Raw genomic sequence first — 26,383 nt, forward strand, 5'->3', positions numbered from 1 at the left:
ACCCCAAGTTTTGAAAGCAAGTCTTCGCTCAATCAAACTCAGCGCGATTGCGGCCGGAATTCTTGGCCCGGTACAAGGCGGCGTCTGCCCGGGCAATCGTCTGGGCCACGGGCTCTGCCTGCCGGTACTGGGTGTAGCCCAAGGAAATCGTCACTTTGAAGTCATCACCCAATTCCGGAAACTTGAGTGCTTCAACGGACTGGCGCAGACGTTCGGTGCAGGCCTTGGCGCCAGAAACGGGCAACTCTTCCAGCACAACCAGGAACTCCTCACCACCGTACCGGGCGCAAAAATCATTGACACGAATCGCCTCCTGCGCGGCTTTGGACACCGCTTTCAAAACAACGTCGCCTTGCATATGGCCGAAGCCGTCGTTGATACGTTTGAAATGGTCAATGTCCAGCATCACCACCGAAAAAAGGCGTCCGCTTCGGTCCGCCCGCGTCTTCTCACGCTCCAACGCATCCATCAGGTAGCGACGGTTGTAGAGACCGGTCAACTCATCACGGATCGCCAATTCCTCAATGCGGGACAGCGCCTTCTCCAGCTCGGCATTGACTTCCTGCACCTTGCCCATCTCCACCGCCAGTGCGTCGCTGTTGCGCTCCGCGGCAAGTTTGGCTTCTTTGATTTCAACGCGCTGCGTTGCATACTGACCCGAGAGTCCGCAGATGAACAATGCAGAGGGTAGAAAACAAAAAGTGTAAAAAACCTCCAGCGCAAAAGACCCAGGCTGCTTCAAAAAGTAGATAGCATAAAAAGACCCTGCAATCTGGATGATGCTGGTGCCGAAAGTGATGGCAATGGATTGCGCCATCCGGGTGTGGGCCAAGGAAAAAGCTAGCGCCATCAACGCAAAAAATAGCGCCATGACCCGCGTCTCACGCAGCACCAGCAACCATACGGTGTACATCACCAGCCAGACCGCGAACTGCCCAAAAAACACAAAACTGGTGAACCGCGGGGTAACGCTTTTCTGGAACTTGATCAACAACGCGAAGACCAAGGATGCGCCGAATGTGAGGCCGCTGACCCCCAAGATATCAACGTAGTTGACCGACGACAGTCCCAACAGCAGCGCCAGCAAAGTAGCGACCTGGGTGATGGCGTAGGCCAGCAACACAAAGAGTGTGTACTTGAGAAGCAGACTGCGGCGCCGCTGATCGTTGTCGAACTTCATGGTTTCCGATGCCCAGGATGATGTGAGTATGACAGGCCGATACTACGCGGTGGCAAGCCAGTTTCAAGTCAACAGTTCCATCCGAATCGTCTTCACAAAACCCATCACGGTTGCCAGTTGCTCCAACCCTGCAATCGCAATACGCAAGAAGCTTAGCTGCGTCCCCTCCGTCAACACGACGACCGCCTTCAGCTCAGCATCATGCGGATGGTCAAGCACTTCGACTTGCCGCGCGCGCACGCCCGCATCCGCCAGATAGCCAAGGACCTGCGGCAAGGTCCGCGATAGCTGTGCAACATCCACACGCAGGTAGTAGGCCGTCTGCACGTCATCAATATTGGCTACCGGCAGTTCGACGATTTCACTGGGCTGAAATGCCAGCGACGGCACGCGGCGCGCAGGCTCCATACCGCTGGATCGGGCCAGGTCCACCAGGTCGGCGATGACGGCCGATGCCGTCTGCTCCGAACCCGCACCTGCGCCGTAGTACATGGTGACACCCGCTGCATCGCTTTTGACCATGACCGCGTTCATCGAACCATTAACCTGGGCCAACAGATGATTGGCGGCAACCAGCGTGGGGTGCACGCGCAACTCCAGCCCCTGCGCATTGCGTTTGGCAATGCCCAGCAGCTTGACGCGGTAGCCCAAATGCTCGGCAAACGCGATGTCGATTGCGTCGAGTTGCGTGATGCCCTCCACATACACCTTGTCGAACTGTATGGGGACGCCAAAGGCGTTGGATGCCAGCAGCGTCAGCTTGTGCGCAGCGTCCACCCCTTCCACATCAAACGCAGGATCGGCCTCTGCATAGCCTTTGGCCTGCGCATCGGTTAACGCGTCGGCAAAGCTGGCGCCCTTGTCCTTCATTTCCGACAGGATGTAGTTCGTGGTGCCATTGATGATGCCGGCGATCCATTCGATGCGGTTGGCGGTCAGGCCCTCGCGCAACGCCTTGATGATGGGTATGCTGACGGCCACGGCACCTTCATACGCGACCACAACGCCCTGTGCCTGTGCCGCGGCAAAAATTGCGCTGCCGTGCTCGGCCAGCAGCGCCTTGTTGGCGGTGACCACATGTTTGCCGTTTGCAATCGCGTGCAGCACCAGTTCGCGTGCAATAGTGGTGCCACCGATCACTTCTACGACGACGTCAATGTCCGGGTGGTTGACGACGAGGAAGGGGTCGTCGACGAGTTCCACATCTTCCTCATCCACCAGTTGGGCGGCACGCTGCAGGTTGCGCACAGCCACCATGGCAATCTCGATCGGTCGGCCGGTTCTTCCCGCAATCAGCTCCGCATTGCGTCGCAGCACCGTGTAGGTTCCCATGCCCACCGTGCCCAGGCCCAGCATGCCCACGCGCAGGGGCGCGATGGCGTGCAGCGGCATAGCGTGGAAATGGCTAATGACAGCAAAGCTGGCTTGGTGATCTTGGTACATAAAACTCTCTCTCCGACGAACGATTGCTAACCCAGCTGCCTGTGCTGGGGTTGTTCTATCGGGGGGGAGAGACACCAGTAGGCAGCCGGAACGGCCACCTGAACGACGCTCAGGCGGCCGTGTTCATAATGGTGGTAATCATGTTGTGGGCCATCACGGGCGCACCGCCACATACCGTTTGCACGGTGTGAGTAGGGTAGGGCTTGAGATGGCACAACATGGGTTTGAGCATACCACGCTGCTTTACCATCGCCGCATGCTCAGCAGCGACCACCCCAACCACGCGACGCATCGCGACGACACCGAAGCCGACACCAAGCGCCCTTTTGTACTGGTGCTGGGTGGCGCAAATATGGACATCTCGGGCAGCACAACGCGCCCGCTGGTGCTGTCCGATTCCAACCCCGGCCATATCCGCTGCGCACCCGGTGGCGTGGCCCGCAATGTGGCCGAAAACCTGGCGCGGCTGGGCAACACCACCCGCCTGCTGACGGCCGTCGGTGACGACCTGTATGGACGCAGTTTGCTGGAGACGACCCGCCAGGCGGGCGTAGATGTCAGCGGCAGCTGGGTACTGGCGGACGCAGCCACGTCGACCTACCTGTCGCTGCACGGGCCGGACGGCGACATGGCTGTGGCCGTCAATGACATGGACATCCTGGCATGCATCACCGCCGCGCGCCTGGCGCCTCGTACACCGTGGGTGCAGCAAGCTGTTGCACTGGTCGTGGATTGCAATGTGGATGCCCCAGCTTTGGAATGGGTTTTTGCCAACCACGCGGGCACGCCAGTTTTTGTGGATGCGGTGTCGGCCTTCAAGTGCCAACGCGTAGCGCCCTGGCTGGCGCAGGTCCATCTGTTGAAAGTCAACCGACTGGAAGCCCAGGCGCTGTGCCAGTTTGAGATCCAGACCGATGCCGACATCGAACGGGCTGCGCAATGCCTGCACACGCTGGGCGTGGAGCAAGTGGTGCTGAGCCTGGGTGAGCGTGGTGTCTACTGGAGTGTGCGCAACGCAAGCCAGGGCTGGTGTGCCGCATTGCCCTGCACGGTCGTCAACACCACCGGCGCTGGCGACGCGCTGATGGCCGGGCTGGTGCACGCCTTTGTAGCCCAGCGCGATTTGCGTGCGGGTATACCGTTTGCACTGGGCTGCGCGGCGCTGACGCTGACGTCTGAACACGCCAACCACCCTGCTCTATCGGTGGCAGCCGCAGAACAGTGCATGCACAATTCCAACCGACTATGACAAACACAAACTCCTATCTCGACATCCACTCCGAAGTTGCGCACGCACTGGCACACAAGCAGCCGGTCGTGGCACTAGAGTCCACCATCATTTCCCATGGCATGCCGTATCCGCAGAATGTGGCGACCGCGCTGGAAGTGGAAGCCGAAGTGCGCAAGCACGGTGCCGTGCCGGCAACCATCGCCATCATCAATGGCCGGCTCAAGGTGGGCCTGACGCCGCCCGAGATCGAAGTGCTGGGCACGACCGGGCGCAGTGTGACCAAGGTCAGCCGACGCGACATCCCCTTCATCGTAGCGGCCAGCGCAACGGGTGCGACCACCGTGGCGTCCACGATGGTGATTGCCGCGATGGCCGGCATACGCGTGTTTGCCACCGGTGGCATAGGCGGCGTGCACCGCGGCGCCGAGTTGAGCTTTGATATTTCGGCCGACCTGCAGGAACTGGCACAGACGCCCGTGGCCGTGGTCTGCGCGGGTGCCAAGTCCATCCTCGACCTGCGCCTCACGCTCGAATATTTGGAGACGCATGGCGTGCCGGTGGTCGGTTACCAGACGCCGTGGCTGCCAGCGTTCTTCACGCGGGACAGCGCATTCAAGGTGGACTACCAACTCGACACACCGCGGGCCATTGCCGAGGTCATGCACGCCAAGTGGGCCATGGGCCTGCGTGGTGGCATGGTTGTGGCCAACCCGATCCCGGAAGCGTTTGCAATGCCGCGCGCCGCCATCGACGCGGCGGTGGAGCAGGCGCTGCAAGAGGCACAGGCGCAGCACATTGGGGGCAAGGAGTCGACTCCGTTCTTGCTGGCCCGGGTCTGTGAGCTGACGGGCGGCGACAGCCTGGCCGCCAACATCCAGCTGGTGCTGAACAATGCACGGCTAGCGTCTGCCGTGGCGCAGGCTTACGAGGCAATCACCTAGGTGACCGACGGCGGCGGTCTTTGCTTCTAAGCTTGTTGCCATCTCAACCTGCCACGCACCCAACCCTGGAGCATTGCCACCATGAATGAACTCTTTTCCCTGCAAGGCCGCACGGCGCTGATCACTGGCGGCTCGCGCGGCATTGGCCGCATGATTGCCGAAGGCTTTTTGAAGCAAGGCGCCAAGGTCTACATCAGCGCGCGCAAGGCTGCGGCCTGTGACCAGACCGCCGCTGAACTTTCGGCCTTTGGTACCTGCGTATCGCTGCCAGCCGATGTATCCACTGTCGAAGGCGTTCGCGTGTTGGTAGCCGCCTATTCCGCGCGGGAAGACCAGCTCGACATCCTCGTCAACAATGCCGGTGCCGCCTGGGGTGCGCCCTTTGCCGAGTTTCCCGAAAGCGGCTGGGACAAGGTCATGGATCTGAACCTGAAGACGCCGTTTTTTTTGACGCAAGCTCTCCACGGCCATCTGCGCAGGGCGGGCCAGCAGCGCGTAGCAAAGGTCATCAACATCGCGTCCATCGATGGTGTTTCCGTCAACCCCATGGAGACCTATTCGTACGCCGCCAGCAAGGCCGGACTGATCCATATGACGCGGCGTATGGCGCTTCACCTGGTAAAGGACAACATTGTCACCACCGCTATTGCACCCGGCGCCTTTGCGTCTGAAATGAATAAGGATGCACGCGACCACGCGATTGAGGTGTCGGCCCGCATCCCCGCCGGGCGCATCGGCACGACGGAGGATATGGCTGGTGCCGCGATCTACCTCGCATCCCGCGCTGGTGACTACGTGGTCGGCTCCACGCTGATCGTCGATGGTGGCGTGACGCACGCGCGGGGATAGGTGACTTTGCGGATTGCGTTGTTGAGAGCCGAGCGGTGACTTTGAGGCCACTCTCGTCGATGCAGCGGGAACTCAGGTTCGAGAGCGGGAGCCGGCATTTCATTTCTTGGTTCAACGCGATATAGTGGTTAGCCTATATCACTTGATTCGTAGGTGCGCATGACACAGTTGAGCAAGCTCGATAACTACAAGCAGTACATGGCAGCCAAAGGTATCAGTGAAGCCACTGCCTTCCCACCTGCCTGGGGCGTGCTCTGGTCCATTGGCATCAAGATTCCGCCGCCTCCATTTCTGGGCTTCGTGTCGCTCGCGCTGATTGCGGGCGGCCTTTTTGGTCCGCTGTTTGGACTCGGTGCTTGGCTACTAGGAAATCGCGGACTTCGCGAGATGCCGGTTAGTAAAGCCCTCTGGGTCGCGCTATTTACTGGCGCCGTGTTCGGGCTGATCATGGCTGCCTACTACCGTCACATGGCGCGCAAGCACCGCCTGGGCTCGTGGGCTGGGTTCTCGGCGTAGGGGCCGCACACCTGGCTTAGGCGTTAAAGCTGCAAACTCTGTTTTTTTTCTGAACCCAATAATGCGCCGCGAAACTATGTCCCTTCAGCTTGTTCTTCACAGCAACCAGCTTGGTCCTCATAGTCGTTCCGCGGATAGAAGTGTCCTCTCTGCAATTAGTCGCAAAGTCGCCAAAATTGGGTATGTTTCGTCAGGCCCCGATCCGGATCGGACCTTCTTTAAGGATCGAGCAACCTATTACTCGGAAATCGGCGCGAAGCTCGACTTCTACGTCGACGAGGCATCGGACTCGGGTGACAGCATTGCGAAGCTTCAGCAATGTGACGCCATTCATCTATCAGGCGGCAACACGTTTACTTTTTTGCAGTGGCTTCGCAGATCGAATTTATTCCATGCGTTGACTCATTTTGCAAAGAGTGGAAGGCCGTTGATCGGGGTCAGTGCAGGCGCAATCATGCTCACAAAATCAGTTGCAAGTGCAGCCCTTTGCGGAGATGTCAAACCGAACGATGTGGTTGACGAAAAGGGACTGTCTTTAGTGCAGTTCGGATTTTGGCCCCACTTTCCACCGCACAGCGGAGCACGCCTTACAGGATGCCCCCTCCTTGAAACCTACGACACGCTGTATGCCTGTCCGGACGGTTGTGCAGTGGTTGTCAACGATATGCAAGTGAAGTCATTCGGTCAGGTTGAGCTTTTCGGTCAACAACCCTAGTTCGATAGCCGAAAATTAGTTATTGCTCCCTTGCTGCCCAGTCCGGCGTTGGCGTATCGACACTGGGGCAGTTGCGGCTCTTCTCAAGTATCGCAATAGGCATAGTGCCGTGTGTGTTGAAAGATGGAAAACCAAAGACAATGTTGCCGAGACCTGCAGCTATTAGACATCCGCTTTGTGCCATTGGATCCAAAGTCGCCAACCGCCGCTTACTAACGCCGCACACCGGGCCCTTCGCGTTTTCTGTGGTGCTTACGGTTGCGCTAGTTTGACCCCTACTCGCCGAAACGTCAGATTGATGCGCTTGCGTCCCAGCCATGCATGGTCTCCATCGGCCAGCGGCATGACCCCGTGGTAAGCCAAGCGCGAAGCCCCGCCCCACACAACTACATCGCCGTGCGTCAATCGATAGCGCTGCGTCTTTTCGCTGCGCTTGAGGCCACCGAACAGGAACACGGCCGGCAGACCCAACGACACCGACACGATGGGTGCGGATAAGTCCTTCTCGTCCTTGTCCTGGTGCAGCGACAGCTTGGCACCGGGCAGATACGTGTTGATCAGACAGGACTCGGGAGCGAAGTTGTCGTAACCGGCCTGGGCAGCCGCGTTGCGTGCCAGGTCTACGAAGCAGGCCGGCATCGCGGGCCAGGGCTGCCCGGAGAGCGGATCTTGCGCGGCGTAGCGGTAACCTCGCGTATCCGACACCCAGCCCAGCGATCCGCAACTGGTGGTGGCCACCGACATCGTGTAGCCGCCAGGTGTTTGCATGTGGCGCAGCGGCGCTTTGGCGATGACGGCATCTATGGCTGGCAGCAACTGCCCGTCCATGCTCTGCGCAAAACCGCGCAGTAGCGCGGCGCCCGGAGCGAGCGACATCTGTGCGGCTTCGGGCGAGGTTGGCAGGTCGTTGAAGAGATCTTGCGGAATCACCGATTGCTCTGTTTTTGATAGTGAATACTGCAGTATCGACGAGGGCTAACGGCCAGTTCTTTCAAATACCATCTGCCGCTACACCCGTACTGCGCGTTGCAGCGCGGCGCGCGCCAACAGCCGCGTGGAGTCCAGCGTAGGCAGTGTGGAGTTGGCATCGCTGATGATCAGCGGTATCTCGGTGCAACCTAGGATGACGGCGTCGCAACCCTCCTCACGCTTCAACCGCTCAATGACCTGCTGGAAATAGGCAACGGCCTCGGGTGTGACCACGCCACACACCAGCTCATCCATGATGATGCGGTTGATCTCAACGCGCTCTTGCCCCGTGGGGCGCACAAATGCCAACCCCAGCGCGGCCAGCTTGTCGGGGTAGACCGCACTGTCTACCAGCCAACGAGTACCGGTGAGCCCCAGGCGGCGATAGCCGCGCGCCGCAGCTTGCTCCGCCACAACCTCGGCAATGTGTAGCCAAGGCAAGGGGGAGCGCGCAACCACATAGTCAAATGCCTGGTGGATGGTGTTGTCCGGGCAGATCAAAAAATCGACGCTGGCGGCCGCCAGCTTGTGGGCCGATGCCAACATCAGGTCTCCCACCCCTTGCACATCACCCGCGTTGAGACAGCGCACATAGTCGGCTAGCGACGGCGTGTGCATCGACACCTCGGGGTGTGCATGGGGGCCAAGCAATTGCGCACCTTCGCTGCAAATGGTGCGGTAGCACAGTGAGGCGCCTTCGGCGGAGCAGCCGACAATTCCGATGTGTTGGGGCATGGGTGGAGGGTTGTACGGGGTGCGTAGGATAGGCTACTCCAGTTGGTGATAGGGCAGAATTTTTTCAAGGGTCTCTTCGCACGCAGACCCAATGTAGCGCGCCACGGCGGCGCCTGCAGGCGCGCATACGCATGTCGTCTGAGTGGGGGACAATGCAGTCCTTTCCCCGATTAGCCATATTGCCCACACATGAAAGCCCCTCCCCGACTGCAATCCCTCATTGAAGAAGGCCTGATCGACAGCGTCGTGCGCCAGTTGATGAGCGGCAAGGAAGCCATGGTGTTTGTTGTGCGCTGCGGTGATGAAACCCGCTGCGCCAAGATCTACAAGGAAGCCACCCACCGCAGCTTTCGCCAGGCCGTGGACTACACCGAAAACCGCAAGGTCAAGAACTCCCGCTCGGCGCGCGCGATGGCCAAGGGCAGCAAGTTTGGCCGCCAGGAGCAGGAAGCCGCGTGGCAAAGCGCCGAAGTCGATGCGCTGTACCGCCTGGCGGCCGCCGGCGTGCGCGTGCCGCAGCCCTATAACTTTCACGACGGCGTGCTGCTGATGGAGTTGGTGACCGACGCCAACGGCGACGCGGCCCCGCGATTGAACGATGTGGCCTTCACCGCCGAGCAAGCCTGCACCCACCATGCCACGCTGGTCGCCGAGGTGGTGCGCATGCTGTGCGCGGGCGTCGTGCACGGCGACTTATCCGAATTCAATATTTTGCTGGCACACACGGATGGTGATGGCGACGGCGCCGAGGGTGGCGACGTGCCGGTCATCATCGACCTGCCACAGGCGGTGGACGCGGCTGGCAACAACCACGCACAGCGCATGCTGCTGCGCGACGTCAACAATCTGCGCGACTTCTTTGGCCAATTTGCACCCGAACTGCGCGACACCGACTACGGCCCCGAGATCTGGAGCCTGTACCAGGCCGGCCTGCTCAGCAACGAGACCGTGCTGACCGGGCGCTTTGAACGTGCCCATGCCGATGTGGACATGCAGGCCGTGCTGCGCGAGATCGATGATGCCCGGGCCGAGGATGCCGCGCGCAGGTTGCGTATGCAAACTGCTGCGCCAGCCGGACACTAGGCAAAGGAACGATACGCATGCAGCGCAGAGTTATTGGAAGGATGGCGGCAATCGCGGCCCTGGCGTGCACGCGCTGGGTGTCTGCGGAGGAAGCAGACACCGATTCGCCGGCCAGGCCGCACCACACCGTTTCCCTGCAGCAGCTCCAGCGCGCGCTGGCGCAGCGCTTCCCGCTGCGCTATCCCGTGCCCGGCGTGCTGAGCCTGAGCCTGCAACTGCCCGAACTTCGGCTGCTGCCCGAACAGAACCGCGTCAGTGCAATGATGGCGGTGGACGCGGCCGGCCCCGCGCTGCAGCGCAGCCACCAGGGAAGTTTTGAGACCAGTTTTGCGCTGCGCTACGAGGCCAGCGACCGCACGCTGCGCGCCCACCAACTGCGCTTCACGCGGCTGCAGTTCCCCACCCTGCAGCCTGCTGTCGTGGACATGCTCAACACCTACGGCCCGGCACTGGCGCAGCAATCGCTACTGGAAGTGGTTGTGCACCAACTGCGTCCGCAAGACACGGCCCTGGCCGACGTCATGGGTTTGCAACCCGGCAGCGTAGCCGTCACCGATGCTGGCTTGGTCATAGGCTTTGTGCCAAAAGCCCCCGCAAAGGCACCATAATCGAAGCTTGTTCTATACCCATTTCAGTAGCCCCCTCCCATGGTCGACACGACGATTGTCTTTGCAGATTTCACAGGCAGCACCGGTCTGTACGAATCACTAGGCAACTCCAAAGCGGCCGAGACACTGACACGGGCCACGCAGTGGATCGGCAAGCTGTGTGAGGCGCGCGGCGGCCGGGTCATCAAATACCTGGGCGATGGCGTGCTGATGGCCTTCTCCGAAAACACCGGCGCCGTGCACGCCATGGCGGAGATGCAGCGCTTGCACCACGACCGCATCAGCAGTTGGCCCGAACGCGTGCGCATGAAAATCAAGGTCGGTATGGCGCGCGGCCCCGTTGTCGAGCAGGACGGCGACTGCTTTGGCGACGCGGTGAATTTGGCTTCACGCCTGAGCGACTTGGCCGGGGCCGAGCAGATACTGGTATCGCAGAGCGTCATCACCGCACTCGTCGACCACGGCAGCACACGCTCGCGTAACCTGGGGCTGATGGACATCCGCGGCAAGGCCGAACGGGTGGAGGTGCACCGCGTCGAGTGGCAGGGTGATGAGTCGTCTGAATTTTTGACGATGCCGGCCTCGCTGGACATGCTGACGGCATCGGCCGTACGGCCCCTGAGCAGCATCACGCTGACCTGCATGGATGTGAGCATCACGTTTGCCGGCCTGGATTTCCCCATCTATGTGGGGCGCGAAAACGACTCCCACTTTCCGGTCAACGACCAGCGGGTGTCGCGGATGCATGTGCGCATAGACCGCAGGGGCGGTAACCTGATATTGGAAGACCTGAGCAGCTACGGCACGTGGGTGCGCTTTGATGGCAACGACTCCGTCATCCCGTTGCGGCGCCAGGAGTGCGCGCTGCTGGGCAATGGCGAGTTCACATTGGGCGCATCGTTCGACGACTTTAGCGCACCGTGCATCAGCTTCTCGATACAGGAGGCCGTGGGGGCGTGAAGCCCTTGGCGCAACGAAACCTGGAGTAGAACTTGGGCTGTCATGCTCCTGATTTTATAGCGGCTTACGCAAGCTGCACGAGGGCTACAGCCCAGTTTTACTTGAATGCTTCAGCAAAAACCCTGTTTGCACGGGCCCATTGCGCTGCGGACACAATGGCGCTGAGTTTTGTTTACCACCAACCGTCAAACCCAAGGAAACGAATGTCCAGCCTGTCCCGCTTCCCTATCCACGCCAAATGGCCAGCCCAACACCCCGAGCGCGTGCAGCTGTACTCGTTGCCCACGCCCAACGGAGTCAAGGTGTCCATACTGCTGGAAGAAACCGGCCTGCCCTACGAGCCGCACCTGGTCAGCTTTGACACCAACGACCAGATGTCGCCCGAGTTTCTGTCATTGAACCCCAACAACAAGATCCCCGCCATCATCGACCCCAATGGTCCCGGCGGCCAGCCGCTGGCGCTGTTTGAATCCGGTGCGATCTTGATCTACCTGGCCGAGAAGACGGGCCAGTGCCTGCCCAGCGATCCGGCCCGCCGCTACGAGACCATCCAGTGGCTGATGTGGCAAATGGGCGGCGTGGGGCCCATGTTTGGCCAGGTGGGTTTCTTCCACAAGTTTGCTGGCAAGGAGTTTGAGGACAAGCGCCCGCGCGACCGCTACATCGACGAGGCCAAACGCCTGCTGGGCGTGCTGGACAAACGCCTCAGCGGCCGCGCCTGGATCATGGGCGAAGATTACACAATCGCCGATATTGCCATCTTCCCGTGGGTGCGCAACCTGATCGGCTTCTATGCTGCGGGCGACTTGGTTGGCATCGACAATTTCCCGGAGGTCAGCCGCGTGCTGGCCGCGTTTGTGGCGCGGCCAGCCGTAGTGCGCGGCCTGACCATACCGAGTCGCGGTTAGCAGGCCCCGCGGCGGCGAGATGACGCGAGTCGTATAGTGGCTCCCTGAGCCCCACGCCATGGCCGACGCACCAACCACCCCGCTGCCCGAATCAGAAGATCGCCTGGTCGCGAAACGCCGCGCCCTTGCCGGCGTGGATGGTGACGGGACGCGCTATGGCCTGGCGCTATCGGGCGGCGGACTGCGCAGTGCTACCTTCTGCTTCGGCCTGCTGCGCGGCTTGGCGCGCGAGAAGATGCTGACCCGTTTTGACTACTTGTCCACCGTGTCCGGCGGCGGTTATATCGGCTCGGCACTGGGGCGCTTGTACCAGCCTGACACCACGGCAAGCCAGGTGCAGCAGCGCCTGGACCAGGACGACACGCTGCTGCTGTGGTGGCTGCGCAGCAATGGCCGTTACCTTACACCGGCCGGCTTGCGGGACCGCGGCCAGGCTGCAGCGTCCATGCTGCGCAATATTTTGTTTTCGCAATTCGAGCTGGCTGTGCTGCTGTTGCTGTGCGCGGCCACGATATTGTTGCCCTATGTGCTGATGGGGGTTGCGGGCATGCAGGCCGGGTCGCTGTGGTGGTGCCTGCTGGCGCTACCGCTATTCGCTGGCACGCACAGCCTCTTTCGCTACTGGCTGTGCCGGCCGTGGCCCAGTGTGCAGACACAGTTGGCCAATCTGGGCGGTACGCTGTTGACCGGTGGCCTGGCCGCCTGGCTGGGCAGCCACCTGCTGGTAGCTTGGCAGTCCATCTACGCGAACGGTATCACTGCGCTGCTGGCATTGCAGACGCTGGGAGTGCTGATGCTGTTTGCGCCTTTTACGGCGGCCGTACTGTCGCTGCGGCCACCCCCCGCAGATGACCTGGCGGCGCGGCGCCTGCGGCACACCAAACGGCTGGGTGCTGCGCTGTGGTGGTTTGGGGCACTGGCTTTTGTCGGCCTGCTGGACTGGACGGCGACACAATTACTGCTCTGGTTTCCCGGCACGTCGGCACCGCACGCCAAAAGCCTGGGGGGCTGGGCGCTGACCATTGCATTGTTGCGTGCCAGCCTGCCAACACTGCTGCGCTGGATCGCCAACTGCCGCGCCAAGCCGCTGAAGACCCAGACCCTGCTCAACGCCGTGGGCCTGCTGTTGCTGCTGCTGTTGGCGCTGGCTTGGCTGACGGCCCTGCGCGCGCTGTTACAAGCCCAGGGTTCCTGGGCGGCGTGGCCGGTACTGGCGGCCACGCTGGTCTATGTGTGGCTGACGCGGGCTGACATCGATGCGTTAAATCTGTCGTCGCTGCACCACTTCTACCGCGCGCGCATTGAGCGGGCCTATGTGTCGGTCGGCAATTACGCCGCCCGCGGCCAGGCCTCTGCTAAGACGCGCTTTCCCGATGGCTCGCCGTTGCGCACCGCGACGCACGCCGCCACCGAGCGGGTCGCCAGCTTGATAGAGTCAGTCGATGGCGACGACATCGCGCTGGCTGACTACCAGCCCCACGCCCACGGTGGCCCCATCCACCTGATGGGCTGCTGCATCAACCAGTCGGTGGATGACCGCACCGGCAACTACAACGCCGACCGCCTGGGTATTGCGCTGGCCGTCAGTGCGCTCGGTGCCGAGACCGGTACCAACATGCCCACGCCGCTGGCCCAACTGCCGGCCGTAGGAACCCTGTCGCGCTGGGTGGCCATCTCCGGCGCGGCGGCCGGTAGCGGCATGGGCTCCCAAACCTCACCAGGTCTGGCCGCACTGATGTTCATGTCTGGCCTGCGCCTGGGTTACTGGACGCCCAATCTGCTGCCCCCGCCCGAGCCTACGGCCAAGCCACCCGTACCTTACTTCGCGACACGCTTGCCCAAGCCGGCGCTGTTACTGGCCGAGTGCCTGGCGCGGTTCCCCGGTTTGCGCAGCAATGCCTGGTATGTGTCTGATGGCGGGCACTTTGACAACACCGGTGTCTACGCATTGCTGAAACGCCGGCTCGAAGTCATTGTGTTGGCCGACTGCGGCGCCGACCCTCTGTATGGCTTCGGAGACCTGGAGAACATGGCGCGCAAGGCCGAGATCGATTTTGGCGCTAGCATCGATTTTGTGGATCCGGCCAGCCTGGCGGCGCGCACGGCCGAAGAGGCCGCCCTGTTTGCGCTGGTCGGTACAGTCAAAACGGTCAACGCTGCTACGGGGCCACAATGCCTGTTGCTGGCACGCATACTCTACGACGGTGGTGCGCCACCAGGACTACTGGTCGTCGTCAAGCCGCGCCTGCTGGAGGCACTGCCGTTGGAGATTGCCGGTTATGCGTCGCGCAATGCCAGCTTCCCCCAGCAGGCCACGTCTGACCAGTTTTTTGACGAAGCGCAATGGGAGGCTTACCACCAGCTGGGGCTGCGCCAGGGACAGCTGCTAACCGCACAGGCCCTTGCCATTTTCAGATACCACCTCAACGGCGACCGTGACAACAACAACGAAGACAGCTACTGACCATCATGCTGGGCTCGGTGGCATCTTTGGCAGGCAGTTTGCGTTGGCTAGTAGGAACTATCGACGTTCCGTAACAGATGCACGTGCCCGACTACAAATCCATAGGGCGTGACATTCGATAGTCGTTTTTCCCGGAATGCTTGGCCTCGTACAAGGCCAGGTCCGCGCTCTTCATCAGCGTCTCCACGTCTTCGCCATGGACTGGATAGACGCTCAGACCCACGCTGGCAGTCACGTGCACGTACTGGCCCTGAATGCGGTAAGGCTTTGATACGGCCTGTATCACCGTTGCGCCCAACTCGGCAGCATCGTCAGCATGGCTCAATTCCGGCAGCGCGATCATGAATTCATCTCCACCCAATCGCGCAACCGTATCCTCTTGGCGTACGGTAGCTACCAAGCGAGCAGCTACTTGGCACAGCAGGTCATCGCCCCCATCATGGCCAAAGGTATCGTTAATCTGTTTAAAGCCGTCCAAATCGATGAACATCACTGCCATGGTGCGCTGACCCCTGCGCGCATGGGCAATGGCCAAGGCTAGCCGGTCCATCAGCAGCCGCCTATTGGGTAACCCCGTCAACTCATCATGCAGCGCCAGCGACTTCAGTTCCTGGTTTTGTTGATCGAGTCGTTTGTAAAGCAGGCGAACTTCCAGCATGTTGCGGATGCGCATGGTGAGTTCGACCACATCAAACGGCTTGACGATAAAGTCTTTTGCGCCCGAGGCGAGCGCCCGCAGCTTTTGGTTTTGATGCCCCGTGATAACCAAAATGGGCGTGTAGCCAGCAGGTTCCGCCTCCCGCATGGACTCCATTACCTTGAAGCCATCCATGCCTGGCATCTGCAGATCAAGCAATATCAAATCGTATTGGTTGCGCTGATGAAGTGCGCAAACGGTCTGGGGTTCTGTCGTTGTCGCAATGCATTGAAAGCCGCCGCCTCGCAAGAGTTCCTCCAACAAATCGACATTGGCTTTCTGATCGTCAACAATCAGAATACTGGCGTTCAAAATATCGGCAGTAGTGATTACCATGGCTCTCGTGGCAGCACTGTGCCTATTTGCCCGGGGCTGGGCCTATGTTTAGAAGCTTAAACTATATCTCACGATATTCTGTGCGCTTGCAAACATAGGCCCTTCGGTTGGTAACGTTTTGCAGTGGTCCGTAGCCTAGGCCAAAGTTCCCAACACGAACAATTGGCGGAACGTGTATTCACCGCGCTCGGTGAACTGCACCACACGCAAATCTTTAGCACGCCGGGCCCAACCCAGCTCGAACACACAGACGAGCAGCGCTGCACCCAACGCACCGGCCAAATGGTCGCGACGCTGCGCGTGGAGGGTGTGACACACGACTACGGTTTACCAGCGCCGGAACTGGCAACTGCGGATTAACGGCAGGCGCAATGGGTATTGACGACGATGGAGGCCATCACGGTTGGTGCTTTGACGTTGCCGTGCACAGCAACAATTCATGCGGCCCCGTCCAGCCATTTCCTGCTTCGAATACGCTTAACTGCTTTTGCATATCGTCCCAAGCCGCGTGCTGTTTCGCCTGACTCAACGGTGCGAGAATTTGCATGACCGGCGCTCCCGCACTGCGAACGAAGTCAATGTAATGGCGGCTGGTCGCCAGGTTGAATGGAGCGGCAAGGGGCTGCACATCGATTTCTAGGAAGCCGGCCTGGTCCAGCAAATCCACGACCAAGCCCGGCTTCCCGAGACTCATCAGCGTGCCGGGCGCAAAAGGCGAGCCGCCCGGTCGTCCCGCATGTTTGAGCGCGGTGTGCATCATGATCTCGAGACAAGGATTGCCCTGCGGGCCAGCGAACACGAGGGCACTAAAGTGGCCGCCTGGCTTTAGCGCGGCGTGCGCACCTTTTAGCGCGGCAAGCGGATCGGTGCAAAACATCAGCCCGAGTCGACACACGGTAGCGTCGAATCCTGCCCCCTCAAGCTTGAGTGATTGCGCGTCGGCGACGCGAGTTTCTACATGCAAGAAACCTTCGGCTTGGGCATTGTGCAGGGCCATTTCGAGGATACGCATTGAAATATCGGTAGCGAGCACATAGCCTACTTTGCCCACGCGGCGCGCGATATCAAGCGTTTGGTCGCCAGCACCTGCGGCAATGTCCAGAACGCGCGAGCCGGCTCCGATTTGCGCTGCATCAAGCATCATGCGCGTGGCGTTGTGCAACCACTGGCGAATGATGCGCGTGTGGACGTTCCAGCCCGCGGCTGCGTAGTCCCAGGGATGCCAATCCGGGTCGCGTGGAGTCACCTGGTCGTCACCCGTAAACGCGCTCATTCTGCGCGAATCCCGGTGGTGCGAAGGGTTCGTTGCCAGTAGCGCTGTTCGACTTCGATGCGTTTCGCCAATGCGGCTGGCGTGCTCGATGCCGCCGCCATTCCAAGATCCGAAAACGCAGCGATCAGCTCCGGGCGAGCAATAGCGTTGTGCAAAGCCTGTGACGTGGCATCGACGACCGCTGCCGGCACATGCGCAGGCATGAAAAACGCAAACCATTCCCGCACCACGAGATCCGCAAAACCGAGCTCGACCAGCGATGGCACGTCCGGAAGGTACACGCTGCGCTGCGGGCCTGAAGTGGCCAGTACGCGAATCTTGCCCGTCGCCTTGTGCGGGCGCAGCAAGCCTTCCGGCAACACCAACACCGCAATATGCCCGGCGAGCAAGTCAACCATCGCTGGCGGCCCGCCGGCATACACCACGTGCTGCCAAGGCACATCCGCCTCGCGAAACAGCATCGCCTCCAGCAGGTGCGGCAGTGTACCGATACCGGGGGATCCGGCGTTTGCGAGTTTCGGATTCGCGCGCATCCAATCGAGCATTTCGCCAATGGTGGTCACACTGGCAGGTACCGCCGGGCCAACGGCCAATCCCAATGTCATTTCTCCTGCCAGCGATACAGCCTGCAAGTCGCGTGTTGGGTCATAGGCAAGCTTGTCGTACAGATACGGATAGACGGTGGCCACGGCGCCTTGGGCCAGCAGGACCGTCAAACCATCGGTAGGTGACGCTTTGAGCGCGTTCACTGCAATCTGACCCGCTGCGCCGGGCCGGTTGTCGACCACGGTTGTGCGACCACCCCGGGCCGTCAATTGCTCGGCAATGCGCCGCGCCACGGTGTCGGGGATACTGCCCGGAGGCCCGGAGCACAGCACCCGCAGCGCTGCACTGGAAGTCTGTGCGATGACCGATTGCATGGTTCCTGCGTTAAGCAGCGTGGCAGTGGCGGCACAACCGAACTTGAGAAAGCGGCGTCGTTGGGTATGGGTTGTGATCATGTTTGTTCAAAAAGGTGGGACTGGCCCGAATGTTTGCAGAACCACCCGCCCTATGGGAAGATGCGCGATGCAGCAAGCCGATGCTTGTTGGGCATCACCGAGGCGTTTACAAGGACCAACTCCAGAAATGCGGCTACAACGGATTGAGCAATTCATCAGCATCGTCGACGCCGGAAGTGTTCGTGGCGCCGCGCGACAGCTGGGAATGTCCCAGCCAGCGCTGTCACGTGCCTTGCAACAGCTGGAAGAAGAACTTGGTGTCCAACTGTTGCTGCGCAGCGGACGGGGAGTATTGCTCACGGCAGCGGGCAGCGCTTTCCTGGCCCGCGCGCGGGTTGCGGAGGCGGAGTTGCGCAAGGCGGCCGAAGAGGCCAGGAGTACGGTTGACGACGGAAGCGGCCTGTTGTCGCTAGGACTTTCGCCTGTGGGCGCGAGCCTGTTCCTGCCCGAACTCGCGCTCACGCTGCAACGTGATCGGCCACAGACTCGCATCCGAATTCTCGAAACCACACCCAGCGCCCTGCTGCCACTCGTACGCGACGAAGTGATGGACCTCGCCGTGACACAACGCACGCGCATCAACCTGGACGCAGGCCTCGACTACCGGCCACTGGCCGAAATCAATGTGCGTATTGCCGTACGTCGCGGGCATGCTTTGCTCGCCTTGGGTAAAGTGCATTTGTCGGATCTGTTGGACGCAAAGTGGCTCTACATGACCGCACACGACAGCGCAGACGATGTTGTGAGTCGATCGTTTATCGCCGCAGGCTTGCCCGCGCCGCAGCCAACAATACACTGTGGCTCCTACTTCGTTGCGCTTGATTTGATTGCTGCGACCGACATGCTTGGTGTACTGCCACCGGCGTTACTACATTCCTGCATAAAGTCCGGGCAACTTGATGAGCTGGTACTGGCGCAACCGCTTTTGCCGATCCATCTGGGGCTGTACACCCGAGTGGGATCACCTGCAACTGCGTCGGCGAAAGCTGCTGCCGACGCGATCATTTCCATCGCACACCGTATCGCGCTTACCGGTGCATTGCGCAGCACAACACCGCTGGCTCAGCAGACTTTGCGGTAATTTCAACAGGCGCTCGTCACGGCTGTTACAGGAATACGAAGGGGCTCCCCACTGGCCGCGTACCCGTTTACCAGCGGCAAATAAATATCCGATAACAACTGGTCCGGGGCCGTGTCGCGCGGGTTGTTCAGGTAGTCCTCAAAAACCGGGCTGTCGGCCGCCTCATAACCCGACTGCACCAGCCAATATCCATACAGCCACTGGTAAGCTGCACGCATCGTGGCATACGGCCCCTGGTGGCGCAACACGGCGCACCAGCAATCGCCCAGCGTGAACGGTTCCAGCGGCGGCTGGGCCATTGCATCGGGCGGCAGGCTCAGGCCCGCGCGGGATCGTAACTGCGACTCCGGCACGGCAAACGGGTCGTCGTAATAGACCGCCATCCAGCGCATGTCTGGCTGGGCCAGGCCCTGCGCGGCCATGCGTGTGTAGGCCTGCTCAAAGGCTTTGCCGACCTGCATATACGGTCCGCGGTGGGCAAAGCCTGCCATCGGTACGGCCGGCACCCACCGCACCTCCACCGGATAGCCTCCCGTGTTGGCCTCTTGGCCCTGGGCCAGTGCCTGGCGGAAGGCGACGTGGGCGCCCTCGGTGCGGTAGCGCGTTGGGCTCATGCCATACACAGCAGTAAAGGCCCGCGTGAACGACTGCGCATTGGGGTAGCCGCACTTGCGCGCGATCTGCTCCACCGTGAGCGTGGTGTTGGCCAGGTAACCCGTGCCCCGCGTCAGGCGCAGACGCCGCACGGTGTTGGCAATGCTCTCGCCATTGAGCGCCTGGTAGACGCGGTGCCAGTGGAAGGGCGACAAGTGCGCCACCTCGGCCAGCTTGTTAAGGTCCAGCTCCTCGGCCAGGTGGTCGTGGATATAGGCAGTGACGCGGCTCAGGCGCTCTTGGTAGTCGGTCCAGGTGTGGCCTTTGTTCATTCAATCAGGTATTGGGGGCTGTGGCACTGAGGCCAATCGAAACGGTGATCTCGCCATTGGCGTGGTACTGCTCGTATTCTGCAATGAAAGTCTTGGCCAAATCGCTGCGCTGCCAGATGGTCTGCCAGGCGGCACCCACAAGATCAAAGCGCCCCTTCTCCACGCCGAACACAGCGCGTGTGGAGGCCGGCACAACGACCCGCACCATGCCTGCAGGCACCTGCGCATCGGGTGCTACCGCCGCGCCGATGACCAGCGAATACAGACCGTTGTTGCTGCTGCCCGCATGCTCAAAATGCGTGTAGACGGCGAACACGTCTTCGCCGCGCTTGCCGGTGATGGAAGCCAGCACGTTCTCCTGGCCAAAGCGCTGCCACAGCGGCGGTATGGTCTGCGCGGCAACCGTATTGGATGTGCGCAGTTCAATGCCGACAACGGTGATGGCGTCGGGCAGGGTGGCGAAGGATTGGGGGAACTGGGGAGTGGTCATGGTGTTGTTTCTCTGACTGGGTTGAACATGCATCACAGTCTAGAAACAAACACCTGACAAATCTTGCGGAGTTGAGATCGCTATGCTTTCTATAGCGGCTTACGCTATCCCCACGAGGGCTACAGTCGATATTTGCCTAAAGTCGCGCGGCCTCAACGGGAACCAAAAACCTCTGTACGGTGGTGGGAGGCCTGCTGCATACGGCATGATTATGGCTACTGCGCAGCATGCAGACAGCGCGCAAACCGCAAAGGGGTTTCTTCCATGCCATCCATTTTTCACCTGGCCTTCCACGTGCACGATCTGGACACATCGCGCCAGTTCTACGGCACGCTGTTGGGTTGTCGCGAGGGGCGCAGCACAGCCACCTGGGTTGACTTTGATTTCTTTGGCCACCAGATTTCGCTGCACCTGGGCGCGCCCTTTGCCACCAGCAACACCGGCAAGGTGGGCGCGCACCTGGTGCCCATGCCACATTTGGGCGTCATCCTGCAAATGGCCGAATGGCGCGCGCTGGCCGACAAGCTGCAGGCGCACAACGTCAACTTCGTCATGCCGCCCGGCATTCGCTTTGCCGGCCAACCGGGCGAACAGGGCACGATGTTTTTCCTGGACCCGTCGGGCAACCCGATCGAGGTCAAGGGCTTTGAAAGCCTGGATACGGTGTTTGACAGTTAGAACGAGTGCCGTCGGGCACAATGGCCGGCCACAGAAAAAAGGACGTCTGCATGTCAAAGAATTCCCTCGTCTGCGCGCTGGTGGCTGGCGCCGTCGTCGTCTTGGCGTTTGTATTGAATCCGTCTGCGGAGCAGCACCGCACCAAGATCAAAGCCGCAGTCGCTGATCGCAGCCCACTGGCCGGCGCGCTGGGGCTTGGAGCAATCGCCGCATTTGCATCGACCTACCACCCACTGGGCGTGGCCTCGTACACCACGGTCAATGGCAAAACGGTGTCCTGGGGGGCATTCGGCATGGTGTTCTTCGTTCAGCCGTCACAAGACAAATAGGCAGGTCGGTATGAACTTTGGACTCGTCGCGCACCGCTTGCACCGCCTGGGACCCGATAGCAGTCTGCTGCGTTGGGCACGCGCCTGCGAACACGGCTTGCAGACGCTGCGTCTGGGGTTGCATGCCACCGGCGGCGCCTATGACGCGTTGACCAAATACAAGCTGCTGGATGGACAACTCACCGCGGTGGGCAACGGGCGGGACGGTGGGCTGATGCGCCTGGTGTCGCGCATGGCAGGCGGCCTGCAGCCGCAGGACGCGCTGGAGGGCGTGTTCTTCCTGATCGACCCGGTGGACCCGACCTCCATCTACCCAGAGGCCCTGGCGCTCAAACGCCAGTGCGTGATACACGGCAAGCCGTTTGTGTCCACACTGGCAGGCGCCCTGGAATGGGTGGCGGTGGAGTTGGCCAATGGCGGTCTCAGTGCTACTGCCAGCGTGCCTGAAGCCGCGCCGATGTTCGCGCTGGAGAAGCAAGTCGCGGCGCTGATTGCCCACGATGCGCTGAAAGACACCATGGTGGCCTTTGCCGCCGAACACTTCGACACCCTGTCGCGCTTTGGAGGGCGCGTGGCAACCGGCACGACCGGCAGCCGCCTGAACGCAATGGCTTGGTCGCGCGGGTGGCCGGCGCTGCAGCCCTGGGTGACCTGCTACCAAAGCGGCCCGTTAGGAGGAGACGCGCAGATTGCCGAACTGGTGCTGGACCAGCGTTGCGACAAGGTCATCTTCTTTGAAGACCCGCATGTGGCCCGCCAGCACGAGGCTGACATCCAGCTGATGGAGCGCGCCGTCTGCAGCACCCGCCACGCCACCACCTGCTACAACACACCGGCCATGGCGCGGCAGTGGGCGCAGGCTGTGGCGCTGTTGCGTTAACGATCGCCGGCCGCAGACCCCAGGCAAACCCCAGGCGGGCCGAACGCAGACGGAAGGCCGCCTGTCACTGCTGCAGCAGTGCAGCCGCTTCCCGCTTGCCCAGCTTCAAGGCAGCCGCGATCTTTTGCAGCTGCGCTGCGCGTGGCTGCACAGCGCCGGATTCCCATTTATGCACGGAAAGGGAGGACGCTGCGAGCAGCTTTGCCATGTCGGTTTGCGTCAATCCCAATTTAGACCGGTGGGCGGCGAGGCGCTCAGCACTGAAGCGGATACGGCCAGGCGACTTGGGTTCTTCAGCGGCGGATGGGGCTTTGGCAGCCTTACCAGACGCACGCTTGACGGTTTTAAGCTCAGACACAAGGGCCTTCAGCTGGCGCTTCAATGCTGCAATCTCGGAGCGGTGTGCAGTGGTGATTTTGCGAAGCGATTGCAGCTCACCCTTGAGCTCTTTGCGCGCTACGCGTGTAATTTCGGATTTGAGGGATGTGATCAGCGAACTCATGGGGGCTTTCAATAGCTCTAATGTGGTGTGTCCAACGAACGAATCAGCGAGAGGGGAGTGGCCACCACCCGCGCGTCGTTTATACCTGACTATGCTTTCTGTCGTCTGAATGGAACAAACCAGCCTTGTGCTGCAGGCCCGCACAAACGCATCAGCCATTGCACCTCCGCCGAAATCACTCACAAATTCATAGCAGCTTACACACGCTGCACGAGGGCTACAGCCCGATTTGACCACAATCTATCTGTTCGGCGGGCCTGCACTGCACATCGCTGTGGGCCCGTTCAAACGCCCACACATAGCGCCACCCCCCGTGTCAGCCTACCGCTTGCACACGCCCCCGGTACGACGCGCCCAGACTGACGACCCGCGTGGTATCCACGACCTGCGTGCCAGGCTTGGGCGCAAAGGCTGGCGACGCCAGCAGTGCGGTGCACAGCTCCAACACCAGGTCGTCCTTGATGGCAGGGTCATCGTGGTTGTGAAAGTGCTGCTGGCCTGCCAGGTCGCGCGTGAACCAGCCATTGGGTTGCAGGTACAGGCGCAGCAGCGGGTGGTCGGTGCCATCCCAGGCATGGGTGAAGTCAAACTCCAGCGCCTGTATGCGCCCGTGCAAGGCCACCGCGCGGGGCCCGGCCGTGATCTTGCAGCCCAGGCCGTAGCAGGTGATGCCCGACCCGGCAGCGGCGATATTGCCCAGCTCCGGCTTCCAGTTCGGTGACGGCGCCTTGGCGCACTGCACAAACTTGGCGTACAGGGCTTCGAGTTCCTTGATGGCGGCAGCAGCTTGGGTGGCTTGTTGTTGACTCAACTCTTGCATGGATGGGCTCCAATCGAAGGCAGTGCCTGCTGGCGTGCCTGGCGGGGATCGCCAGCGCTTCAGGTGGCCCATTGTGGGTGGGGCAACGCTGCGCAACACGCGTCAAAGTGTGTGAGTTGTAACGCGCCGTAACCCCCTTGCAGACCACCAAAAACGGCCCGCGCATCAGGCCAGCAGGTACTCCCGAGTTAGCGTGCGTGCCCGGTGCAGCCGGCTCTTGACCGCCGCCGGCGTCAGTTGCAGCTGGTCCGCAATCTCGGCGATCGAAAGCTCCTCGAAATCGCGCAGCAGCAATATCCAGGTAATGCGGCGGCAACGACTGCAAGGCCGCCGCCAGATCCACCCGCAGCTCGTCGGCCGAGTGGGTGGCCGCCCACTGCTCTACCGCTGCTTCGTCGTACGGGTCGTAGTGAAAGGCCTGCCGCCCCAGCCGGCGGCATTCGCGCTTGACCACCTGAACCTGCGGTCCTAATGCAATCCTGATGCCCACGGTGGTACGCTGGGCGCGCCATGCAACATGCCGCTACCCATTCCATTTCTACACCGCGGCGCCAGTCCGCCTTACACCGCTGGCTGCTGCTGGCGGGCCTGCTGGTCGCCGCAACGGTGCTGGGATTTGCGCTGGACCACCATGTCTCGTTGACCAGCCAGGCCATGGTCTATGTGCTGGCCGTTGTCATCGCGGCCTACACGCTGCACTGGCGAGAATCGGTTGCGGCGGCGGTGGGCGCGGTCACCGCTTTCAATTTCTTCTTCGTGCCACCGCGCTGGACGCTGGAAGTCGAGAGCCGGGAGCACCTGATCACGCTGTTCACTATGCTGCTGCTGGCCCTGGTCATCAGCCATTTGGTCGCAGGCCTGCGGCGCGAGAGCGACACAGCCCGACTCCACGCGCGCCGCTCGCGCCAACTGCAGGAATTGGCCACGGCCTTGGCCAGCGCAAACAGCGAACCAGGCATCCAGGCCTTGGGCCAGCAGGCGCTGGACAGAGCCTTCGCCGGCCCCAACGTGCTGGCTTTGTGCGATGCCCACGGCATGCTACAACTTTCTGATGCCCAGCGCTCGTCGCGGGGGGACGGCCTGAATTGCTGCATGCGCGAAGCCGCCGTGCTGGGGCCGGGTACCGGGCGCTGGCCCGGACTGAACGCGTGGTATCTGCCATTGTTGGCATCGGGCCAACGCTGTGGCGCGGTATGCGTTGAACCTGCCGATGCGGCCGACGCAGATGGTCGCGCACACGCACAGGCTTTGTCCACGTTGCTGGCACAGGCGCTATTGCGCCAGCGGCTGGCTACATCCATGCACGACGCGCACACCGAGGCCCAGCGCCAACAGGTGCAAAGCACGTTTCTGGCGGCCATTTCGCACGACTTTCGCACCCCGCTGGCGGCCGTCGTGGGCGCTGCGTCGGCCTTGCAGACCCAGCGTGACAAGCTGGACCCAACGGAGCAAGACAGGTTGCTGGCCAGCATTGTCAGCGAGGCGTCGTACCTGTCTACGGTTACAGAAAATACGCTGCAGCTGGTGCGCTTGTCCAATGCCACGCAAGACATCCGGCTGGACTGGGAGTCCGTGGAAGAAATTGTCGGCTCGGTGCTGGCCCGCCTGCGCCAGCGTGACCCCACCCGGCGCATCAAGTCCCGCGTGCCCGAAGGCCTGCCCCTGATCCAGGCCGACCCGGTGCTGGTTGCGCAGCTCTTGGGCAATCTGCTGGACAACGCGCTGCACTACAGCGCCGACGCGATTGACCTGATCGTCGGCACCGCAGACGACAGCTTGCAGATTTCCGTCAAGGACCGTGGGCCCGGCATACCGGACGGCCAGCAAACCGCCATTTTTGAGCCATATTCGCGCAACGACCATTCCGGACAGCGGGGCGCCGGGCTGGGGCTTGCCGTGTGCAAAGCAATCGCCCAGGCACACGGCGGCACGCTGTCCGTGTTCCGGCGCAGCGGGGGCGGTAGCAGCTTTGTGCTGACCTTGCCGGTGGACCCACAGCAACCCGTATCGGAGGTACCGACATGAGCCTGCGTGTGCTGGTAGTGGAGGACGACCGTGAAATCCGGGCGCTGATCCAGTCGTCGCTGTCGGTGGAGGGGTTTGACGTGCAGACCGCCGTGACACTGTGCGAGGCCAAAGCATTGCTGGCACATTCCCCGCCCGACCTCATCGTGCTGGACCTGGGCCTGCCCGATGGCGATGGGGTGGAGCTGGTGCAGCAAGTGCGTAGGCAACACACCACACCGATTTTGGTAGTCTCCGCACGGCACCAGGAGGCACAAAAAATTGCTTTGCTGGATGCTGGTGCAGACGACTACCTGACCAAACCCTTCAGCGTGGCCGAGCTGCTGGCCCGCATGCGGGTGGCGCTGCGCCACCGTGGCACGGCATTGGCGGCGGCAATCACGGTCCATGCGCTGGAGGACCTGTGCGTGGACTTGCGGTTGCACCAGGTTCAAAGGGGCGGCGAAACCGTGCACCTCACACCCACAGAGTTCAAGCTGCTGGCGCGGCTGGTGCGCAGTGCGGGCCGCGTGGTAACGCACCGGCAACTGTTGACCGATGTGTGGGGGCCTGAATTTACGGAGCATACGCACTACCTGCGCCTCTACATGGGCCAGTTGCGGGCCAAGATCGAGCACGATCCCGCAGAACCCCGGCACCTGCTGACAGAAACCGGGGTCGGCTACCGCCTGGCGGTGGACTGAAGCCTGGCCGCGGCAGCGCAGCGCCCCGCACTTGCGCTGCTGACACGGTACTTATGCGTT

Annotated in this window: 30 protein-coding genes; 17 read left to right on the plus strand and 13 right to left on the minus strand. The window is 61.5% G+C overall.

The window, feature by feature from the left end; genetic code table 11:
- Positions 1–28: 28 nt before the first annotated feature.
- Together AC097P_RS19865 and AC097P_RS19870 are read right to left on the minus strand one after the other, a co-directional pair.
- Positions 29–1,180: a GGDEF domain-containing protein gene (locus AC097P_RS19865; RefSeq protein ID WP_479612168.1), complete on the minus strand. Its 1,152-nt coding sequence runs from the start codon at positions 1,178–1,180 to the stop codon at positions 29–31.
- 63 nt (positions 1,181–1,243) lie between these two features.
- Positions 1,244–2,557, minus strand: coding sequence for a homoserine dehydrogenase (locus AC097P_RS19870; RefSeq protein WP_479612326.1), 1,314 nt, complete (start codon positions 2,555–2,557; stop codon positions 1,244–1,246).
- Between the two features lie 322 nt (positions 2,558–2,879).
- Between AC097P_RS19870 and AC097P_RS19875 the strand changes: the two genes are divergently transcribed.
- The 5 genes from AC097P_RS19875 to AC097P_RS19895 all read left to right on the plus strand — a co-directional run bounded on the left by AC097P_RS19875 (position 2,880) and on the right by AC097P_RS19895 (position 6,875).
- Complete coding sequence (locus AC097P_RS19875) at positions 2,880–3,872, plus strand: PfkB family carbohydrate kinase (RefSeq protein ID WP_479612169.1); 993 nt, start codon at positions 2,880–2,882, stop codon at positions 3,870–3,872.
- Positions 3,869–4,795: a pseudouridine-5'-phosphate glycosidase gene (locus AC097P_RS19880; RefSeq protein WP_479612170.1), complete on the plus strand. Its 927-nt coding sequence runs from the start codon at positions 3,869–3,871 to the stop codon at positions 4,793–4,795. Before AC097P_RS19875 ends, AC097P_RS19880 begins: the two co-directional genes overlap by 4 nt.
- 81 nt (positions 4,796–4,876) lie before the next feature.
- Complete coding sequence (locus tag AC097P_RS19885) at positions 4,877–5,644, plus strand: SDR family oxidoreductase (RefSeq protein ID WP_479612171.1); 768 nt, start codon at positions 4,877–4,879, stop codon at positions 5,642–5,644.
- A gap of 159 nt (positions 5,645–5,803) precedes the next feature.
- The gene (locus AC097P_RS19890) at positions 5,804–6,160 is read left to right on the plus strand and encodes a DUF6404 family protein (RefSeq protein WP_479612172.1); all 357 of its coding nucleotides are present in this window, start codon (positions 5,804–5,806) and stop codon (positions 6,158–6,160) included.
- Positions 6,161–6,236: 76 nt separating this feature from the next.
- A complete protein-coding gene (locus AC097P_RS19895) occupies positions 6,237–6,875 on the plus strand; it encodes a Type 1 glutamine amidotransferase-like domain-containing protein (RefSeq protein ID WP_479612173.1) in 639 nt (212 codons plus the stop codon).
- Between the two features lie 252 nt (positions 6,876–7,127).
- On the opposite strand, the gene alkB is transcribed toward AC097P_RS19895, so the two are convergent.
- Both alkB and AC097P_RS19905 read right to left on the minus strand, forming a co-directional pair.
- Positions 7,128–7,802, minus strand: a complete 675-nt coding sequence (gene alkB, locus AC097P_RS19900) for a DNA oxidative demethylase AlkB (RefSeq protein WP_479612327.1) — start codon at positions 7,800–7,802, stop codon at positions 7,128–7,130.
- Positions 7,803–7,883: 81 nt separating this feature from the next.
- The gene (locus AC097P_RS19905; protein WP_479612174.1) at positions 7,884–8,579 is read right to left on the minus strand and encodes an aspartate/glutamate racemase family protein; all 696 of its coding nucleotides are present in this window, start codon (positions 8,577–8,579) and stop codon (positions 7,884–7,886) included.
- A 189-nt stretch (positions 8,580–8,768) separates the two neighbouring features.
- Between AC097P_RS19905 and AC097P_RS19910 the strand changes: the two genes are divergently transcribed.
- From AC097P_RS19910 to AC097P_RS19930, 5 genes are all read left to right on the plus strand, one after another.
- Positions 8,769–9,662 carry a PA4780 family RIO1-like protein kinase gene (locus AC097P_RS19910; protein ID WP_479612175.1) on the plus strand — a complete coding sequence of 298 codons (894 nt, stop codon included), beginning with the start codon at positions 8,769–8,771 and terminating at the stop codon, positions 9,660–9,662.
- A 17-nt stretch (positions 9,663–9,679) separates the two neighbouring features.
- Positions 9,680–10,270: a DUF1439 domain-containing protein gene (locus tag AC097P_RS19915; RefSeq protein WP_479612176.1), complete on the plus strand. Its 591-nt coding sequence runs from the start codon at positions 9,680–9,682 to the stop codon at positions 10,268–10,270.
- Positions 10,271–10,309: 39 nt separating this feature from the next.
- Positions 10,310–11,230, plus strand: coding sequence for an adenylate/guanylate cyclase domain-containing protein (locus AC097P_RS19920; RefSeq protein ID WP_479612177.1), 921 nt, complete (start codon positions 10,310–10,312; stop codon positions 11,228–11,230).
- A gap of 203 nt (positions 11,231–11,433) precedes the next feature.
- The gene (locus AC097P_RS19925) at positions 11,434–12,138 is read left to right on the plus strand and encodes a glutathione S-transferase N-terminal domain-containing protein (RefSeq protein ID WP_479612178.1); all 705 of its coding nucleotides are present in this window, start codon (positions 11,434–11,436) and stop codon (positions 12,136–12,138) included.
- Positions 12,139–12,196: 58 nt separating this feature from the next.
- Positions 12,197–14,602 carry a patatin-like phospholipase family protein gene (locus tag AC097P_RS19930; protein WP_479612179.1) on the plus strand — a complete coding sequence of 802 codons (2,406 nt, stop codon included), beginning with the start codon at positions 12,197–12,199 and terminating at the stop codon, positions 14,600–14,602.
- Between the two features lie 91 nt (positions 14,603–14,693).
- On the opposite strand, the gene AC097P_RS19935 is transcribed toward AC097P_RS19930, so the two are convergent.
- The 4 genes from AC097P_RS19935 to AC097P_RS19950 all read right to left on the minus strand — a co-directional run bounded on the left by AC097P_RS19935 (position 14,694) and on the right by AC097P_RS19950 (position 17,909).
- Positions 14,694–15,635 carry a response regulator gene (locus AC097P_RS19935; protein WP_479612180.1) on the minus strand — a complete coding sequence of 314 codons (942 nt, stop codon included), beginning with the start codon at positions 15,633–15,635 and terminating at the stop codon, positions 14,694–14,696.
- A 135-nt stretch (positions 15,636–15,770) separates the two neighbouring features.
- Positions 15,771–15,953 (minus strand): hypothetical protein, encoded by a 183-nt coding sequence (locus tag AC097P_RS19940; RefSeq protein ID WP_479612181.1) that lies wholly within the window; start codon positions 15,951–15,953, stop codon positions 15,771–15,773.
- A gap of 79 nt (positions 15,954–16,032) precedes the next feature.
- Positions 16,033–16,908 carry a class I SAM-dependent methyltransferase gene (locus AC097P_RS19945; protein ID WP_479612182.1) on the minus strand — a complete coding sequence of 292 codons (876 nt, stop codon included), beginning with the start codon at positions 16,906–16,908 and terminating at the stop codon, positions 16,033–16,035.
- Positions 16,905–17,909, minus strand: a complete 1,005-nt coding sequence (locus AC097P_RS19950) for a tripartite tricarboxylate transporter substrate-binding protein (RefSeq protein ID WP_479612183.1) — start codon at positions 17,907–17,909, stop codon at positions 16,905–16,907. The genes AC097P_RS19945 and AC097P_RS19950 overlap by 4 nt, the downstream gene beginning before the upstream one ends.
- 67 nt (positions 17,910–17,976) lie before the next feature.
- Here AC097P_RS19950 and AC097P_RS19955 point away from each other — a divergent pair, with 67 nt between their 5' ends.
- On the plus strand, positions 17,977–18,990 hold the full coding sequence (locus tag AC097P_RS19955) for a LysR family transcriptional regulator (RefSeq protein WP_479612184.1): 1,014 nt from the start codon (positions 17,977–17,979) through the stop codon (positions 18,988–18,990).
- Between the two features lie 2 nt (positions 18,991–18,992).
- Here the strand turns inward: AC097P_RS19955 and AC097P_RS19960 are convergent, their stop codons facing one another.
- Positions 18,993–19,916: an AraC family transcriptional regulator gene (locus tag AC097P_RS19960; protein WP_479612185.1), complete on the minus strand. Its 924-nt coding sequence runs from the start codon at positions 19,914–19,916 to the stop codon at positions 18,993–18,995.
- 4 nt (positions 19,917–19,920) lie between these two features.
- Complete coding sequence (locus AC097P_RS19965) at positions 19,921–20,406, minus strand: GyrI-like domain-containing protein (RefSeq protein WP_479612186.1); 486 nt, start codon at positions 20,404–20,406, stop codon at positions 19,921–19,923.
- A gap of 264 nt (positions 20,407–20,670) precedes the next feature.
- Here AC097P_RS19965 and AC097P_RS19970 point away from each other — a divergent pair, with 264 nt between their 5' ends.
- The 3 genes from AC097P_RS19970 to AC097P_RS19980 are packed head-to-tail and all read left to right on the plus strand — an operon-like array spanning position 20,671 to position 22,293.
- Positions 20,671–21,084, plus strand: coding sequence for a VOC family protein (locus tag AC097P_RS19970; protein WP_479612187.1), 414 nt, complete (start codon positions 20,671–20,673; stop codon positions 21,082–21,084).
- A gap of 50 nt (positions 21,085–21,134) precedes the next feature.
- Positions 21,135–21,413 carry a hypothetical protein gene (locus AC097P_RS19975; RefSeq protein WP_479612188.1) on the plus strand — a complete coding sequence of 93 codons (279 nt, stop codon included), beginning with the start codon at positions 21,135–21,137 and terminating at the stop codon, positions 21,411–21,413.
- Between the two features lie 10 nt (positions 21,414–21,423).
- Positions 21,424–22,293: a methylglyoxal synthase gene (locus tag AC097P_RS19980; RefSeq protein ID WP_479612189.1), complete on the plus strand. Its 870-nt coding sequence runs from the start codon at positions 21,424–21,426 to the stop codon at positions 22,291–22,293.
- Positions 22,294–22,357: 64 nt separating this feature from the next.
- Here the strand turns inward: AC097P_RS19980 and AC097P_RS19985 are convergent, their stop codons facing one another.
- The 3 genes from AC097P_RS19985 to AC097P_RS19995 form a co-directional block, all read right to left on the minus strand.
- Positions 22,358–22,795 carry a helix-turn-helix domain-containing protein gene (locus AC097P_RS19985; protein ID WP_479612190.1) on the minus strand — a complete coding sequence of 146 codons (438 nt, stop codon included), beginning with the start codon at positions 22,793–22,795 and terminating at the stop codon, positions 22,358–22,360.
- Positions 22,796–23,111: 316 nt separating this feature from the next.
- Entirely contained in the window at positions 23,112–23,615 is a 504-nt protein-coding gene (locus AC097P_RS19990; protein WP_479612191.1) for a hypothetical protein, read from the minus strand.
- Positions 23,616–23,780: 165 nt separating this feature from the next.
- Complete coding sequence (locus AC097P_RS19995) at positions 23,781–23,909, minus strand: sigma factor-like helix-turn-helix DNA-binding protein (RefSeq protein ID WP_479612192.1); 129 nt, start codon at positions 23,907–23,909, stop codon at positions 23,781–23,783.
- A gap of 10 nt (positions 23,910–23,919) precedes the next feature.
- Here AC097P_RS19995 and AC097P_RS20000 point away from each other — a divergent pair, with 10 nt between their 5' ends.
- Genes AC097P_RS20000 through AC097P_RS20010 form a run of 3 tightly spaced genes read left to right on the plus strand, consistent with a single transcriptional unit; the run spans position 23,920 to position 26,323 of the window.
- Entirely contained in the window at positions 23,920–24,087 is a 168-nt protein-coding gene (locus tag AC097P_RS20000; RefSeq protein WP_479612193.1) for a hypothetical protein, read from the plus strand.
- A gap of 38 nt (positions 24,088–24,125) precedes the next feature.
- A complete protein-coding gene (locus tag AC097P_RS20005) occupies positions 24,126–25,640 on the plus strand; it encodes a DUF4118 domain-containing protein (RefSeq protein WP_479612194.1) in 1,515 nt (504 codons plus the stop codon).
- Positions 25,637–26,323 carry a response regulator gene (locus AC097P_RS20010; protein WP_479612195.1) on the plus strand — a complete coding sequence of 229 codons (687 nt, stop codon included), beginning with the start codon at positions 25,637–25,639 and terminating at the stop codon, positions 26,321–26,323. The genes AC097P_RS20005 and AC097P_RS20010 overlap by 4 nt, the downstream gene beginning before the upstream one ends.
- Positions 26,324–26,383 lie beyond the last annotated feature (60 nt).

This window comes from Rhodoferax sp. ZS1R8 (assembly GCF_056521325.1).

Excerpts from the sequence above, each read along its gene's own strand:
- AC097P_RS19915 (WP_479612176.1), top strand. The coding sequence starts at position 9,680 with ATGCAGCGCAGAGTTATTGGAAGGATGGCGGCAATCGCGGCCCTGGCG.
- AC097P_RS19920 (WP_479612177.1), top strand. The coding sequence starts at position 10,310 with ATGGTCGACACGACGATTGTCTTTGCAGATTTCACAGGCAGCACCGGT.
- AC097P_RS19975 (WP_479612188.1), top strand. The coding sequence starts at position 21,135 with ATGTCAAAGAATTCCCTCGTCTGCGCGCTGGTGGCTGGCGCCGTCGTC.
- AC097P_RS20005 (WP_479612194.1), top strand. The coding sequence starts at position 24,126 with ATGCAACATGCCGCTACCCATTCCATTTCTACACCGCGGCGCCAGTCC.
- AC097P_RS19880 (WP_479612170.1), top strand. The coding sequence starts at position 3,869 with ATGACAAACACAAACTCCTATCTCGACATCCACTCCGAAGTTGCGCAC.
- AC097P_RS19910 (WP_479612175.1), top strand. The coding sequence starts at position 8,769 with ATGAAAGCCCCTCCCCGACTGCAATCCCTCATTGAAGAAGGCCTGATC.
- AC097P_RS19905 (WP_479612174.1), bottom strand. The coding sequence starts at position 8,579 with ATGCCCCAACACATCGGAATTGTCGGCTGCTCCGCCGAAGGCGCCTCA.
- AC097P_RS19885 (WP_479612171.1), top strand. The coding sequence starts at position 4,877 with ATGAATGAACTCTTTTCCCTGCAAGGCCGCACGGCGCTGATCACTGGC.
- AC097P_RS19965 (WP_479612186.1), bottom strand. The coding sequence starts at position 20,406 with ATGACCACTCCCCAGTTCCCCCAATCCTTCGCCACCCTGCCCGACGCC.
- AC097P_RS19990 (WP_479612191.1), bottom strand. The coding sequence starts at position 23,615 with ATGCAAGAGTTGAGTCAACAACAAGCCACCCAAGCTGCTGCCGCCATC.
- AC097P_RS19935 (WP_479612180.1), bottom strand. The coding sequence starts at position 15,635 with ATGGTAATCACTACTGCCGATATTTTGAACGCCAGTATTCTGATTGTT.
- AC097P_RS19890 (WP_479612172.1), top strand. The coding sequence starts at position 5,804 with ATGACACAGTTGAGCAAGCTCGATAACTACAAGCAGTACATGGCAGCC.
- AC097P_RS19970 (WP_479612187.1), top strand. The coding sequence starts at position 20,671 with ATGCCATCCATTTTTCACCTGGCCTTCCACGTGCACGATCTGGACACA.
- AC097P_RS19875 (WP_479612169.1), top strand. The coding sequence starts at position 2,880 with ATGCTCAGCAGCGACCACCCCAACCACGCGACGCATCGCGACGACACC.
- AC097P_RS19930 (WP_479612179.1), top strand. The coding sequence starts at position 12,197 with ATGGCCGACGCACCAACCACCCCGCTGCCCGAATCAGAAGATCGCCTG.
- AC097P_RS19895 (WP_479612173.1), top strand. The coding sequence starts at position 6,237 with ATGTCCCTTCAGCTTGTTCTTCACAGCAACCAGCTTGGTCCTCATAGT.
- AC097P_RS20000 (WP_479612193.1), top strand. The coding sequence starts at position 23,920 with ATGCGGCGGCAACGACTGCAAGGCCGCCGCCAGATCCACCCGCAGCTC.
- AC097P_RS20010 (WP_479612195.1), top strand. The coding sequence starts at position 25,637 with ATGAGCCTGCGTGTGCTGGTAGTGGAGGACGACCGTGAAATCCGGGCG.
- AC097P_RS19925 (WP_479612178.1), top strand. The coding sequence starts at position 11,434 with ATGTCCAGCCTGTCCCGCTTCCCTATCCACGCCAAATGGCCAGCCCAA.
- AC097P_RS19950 (WP_479612183.1), bottom strand. The coding sequence starts at position 17,909 with ATGATCACAACCCATACCCAACGACGCCGCTTTCTCAAGTTCGGTTGT.
- AC097P_RS19945 (WP_479612182.1), bottom strand. The coding sequence starts at position 16,908 with ATGAGCGCGTTTACGGGTGACGACCAGGTGACTCCACGCGACCCGGAT.
- AC097P_RS19980 (WP_479612189.1), top strand. The coding sequence starts at position 21,424 with ATGAACTTTGGACTCGTCGCGCACCGCTTGCACCGCCTGGGACCCGAT.
- AC097P_RS19955 (WP_479612184.1), top strand. The coding sequence starts at position 17,977 with ATGCAGCAAGCCGATGCTTGTTGGGCATCACCGAGGCGTTTACAAGGA.
- AC097P_RS19960 (WP_479612185.1), bottom strand. The coding sequence starts at position 19,916 with ATGAACAAAGGCCACACCTGGACCGACTACCAAGAGCGCCTGAGCCGC.
- AC097P_RS19985 (WP_479612190.1), bottom strand. The coding sequence starts at position 22,795 with ATGAGTTCGCTGATCACATCCCTCAAATCCGAAATTACACGCGTAGCG.
- AC097P_RS19865 (WP_479612168.1), bottom strand. The coding sequence starts at position 1,180 with ATGAAGTTCGACAACGATCAGCGGCGCCGCAGTCTGCTTCTCAAGTAC.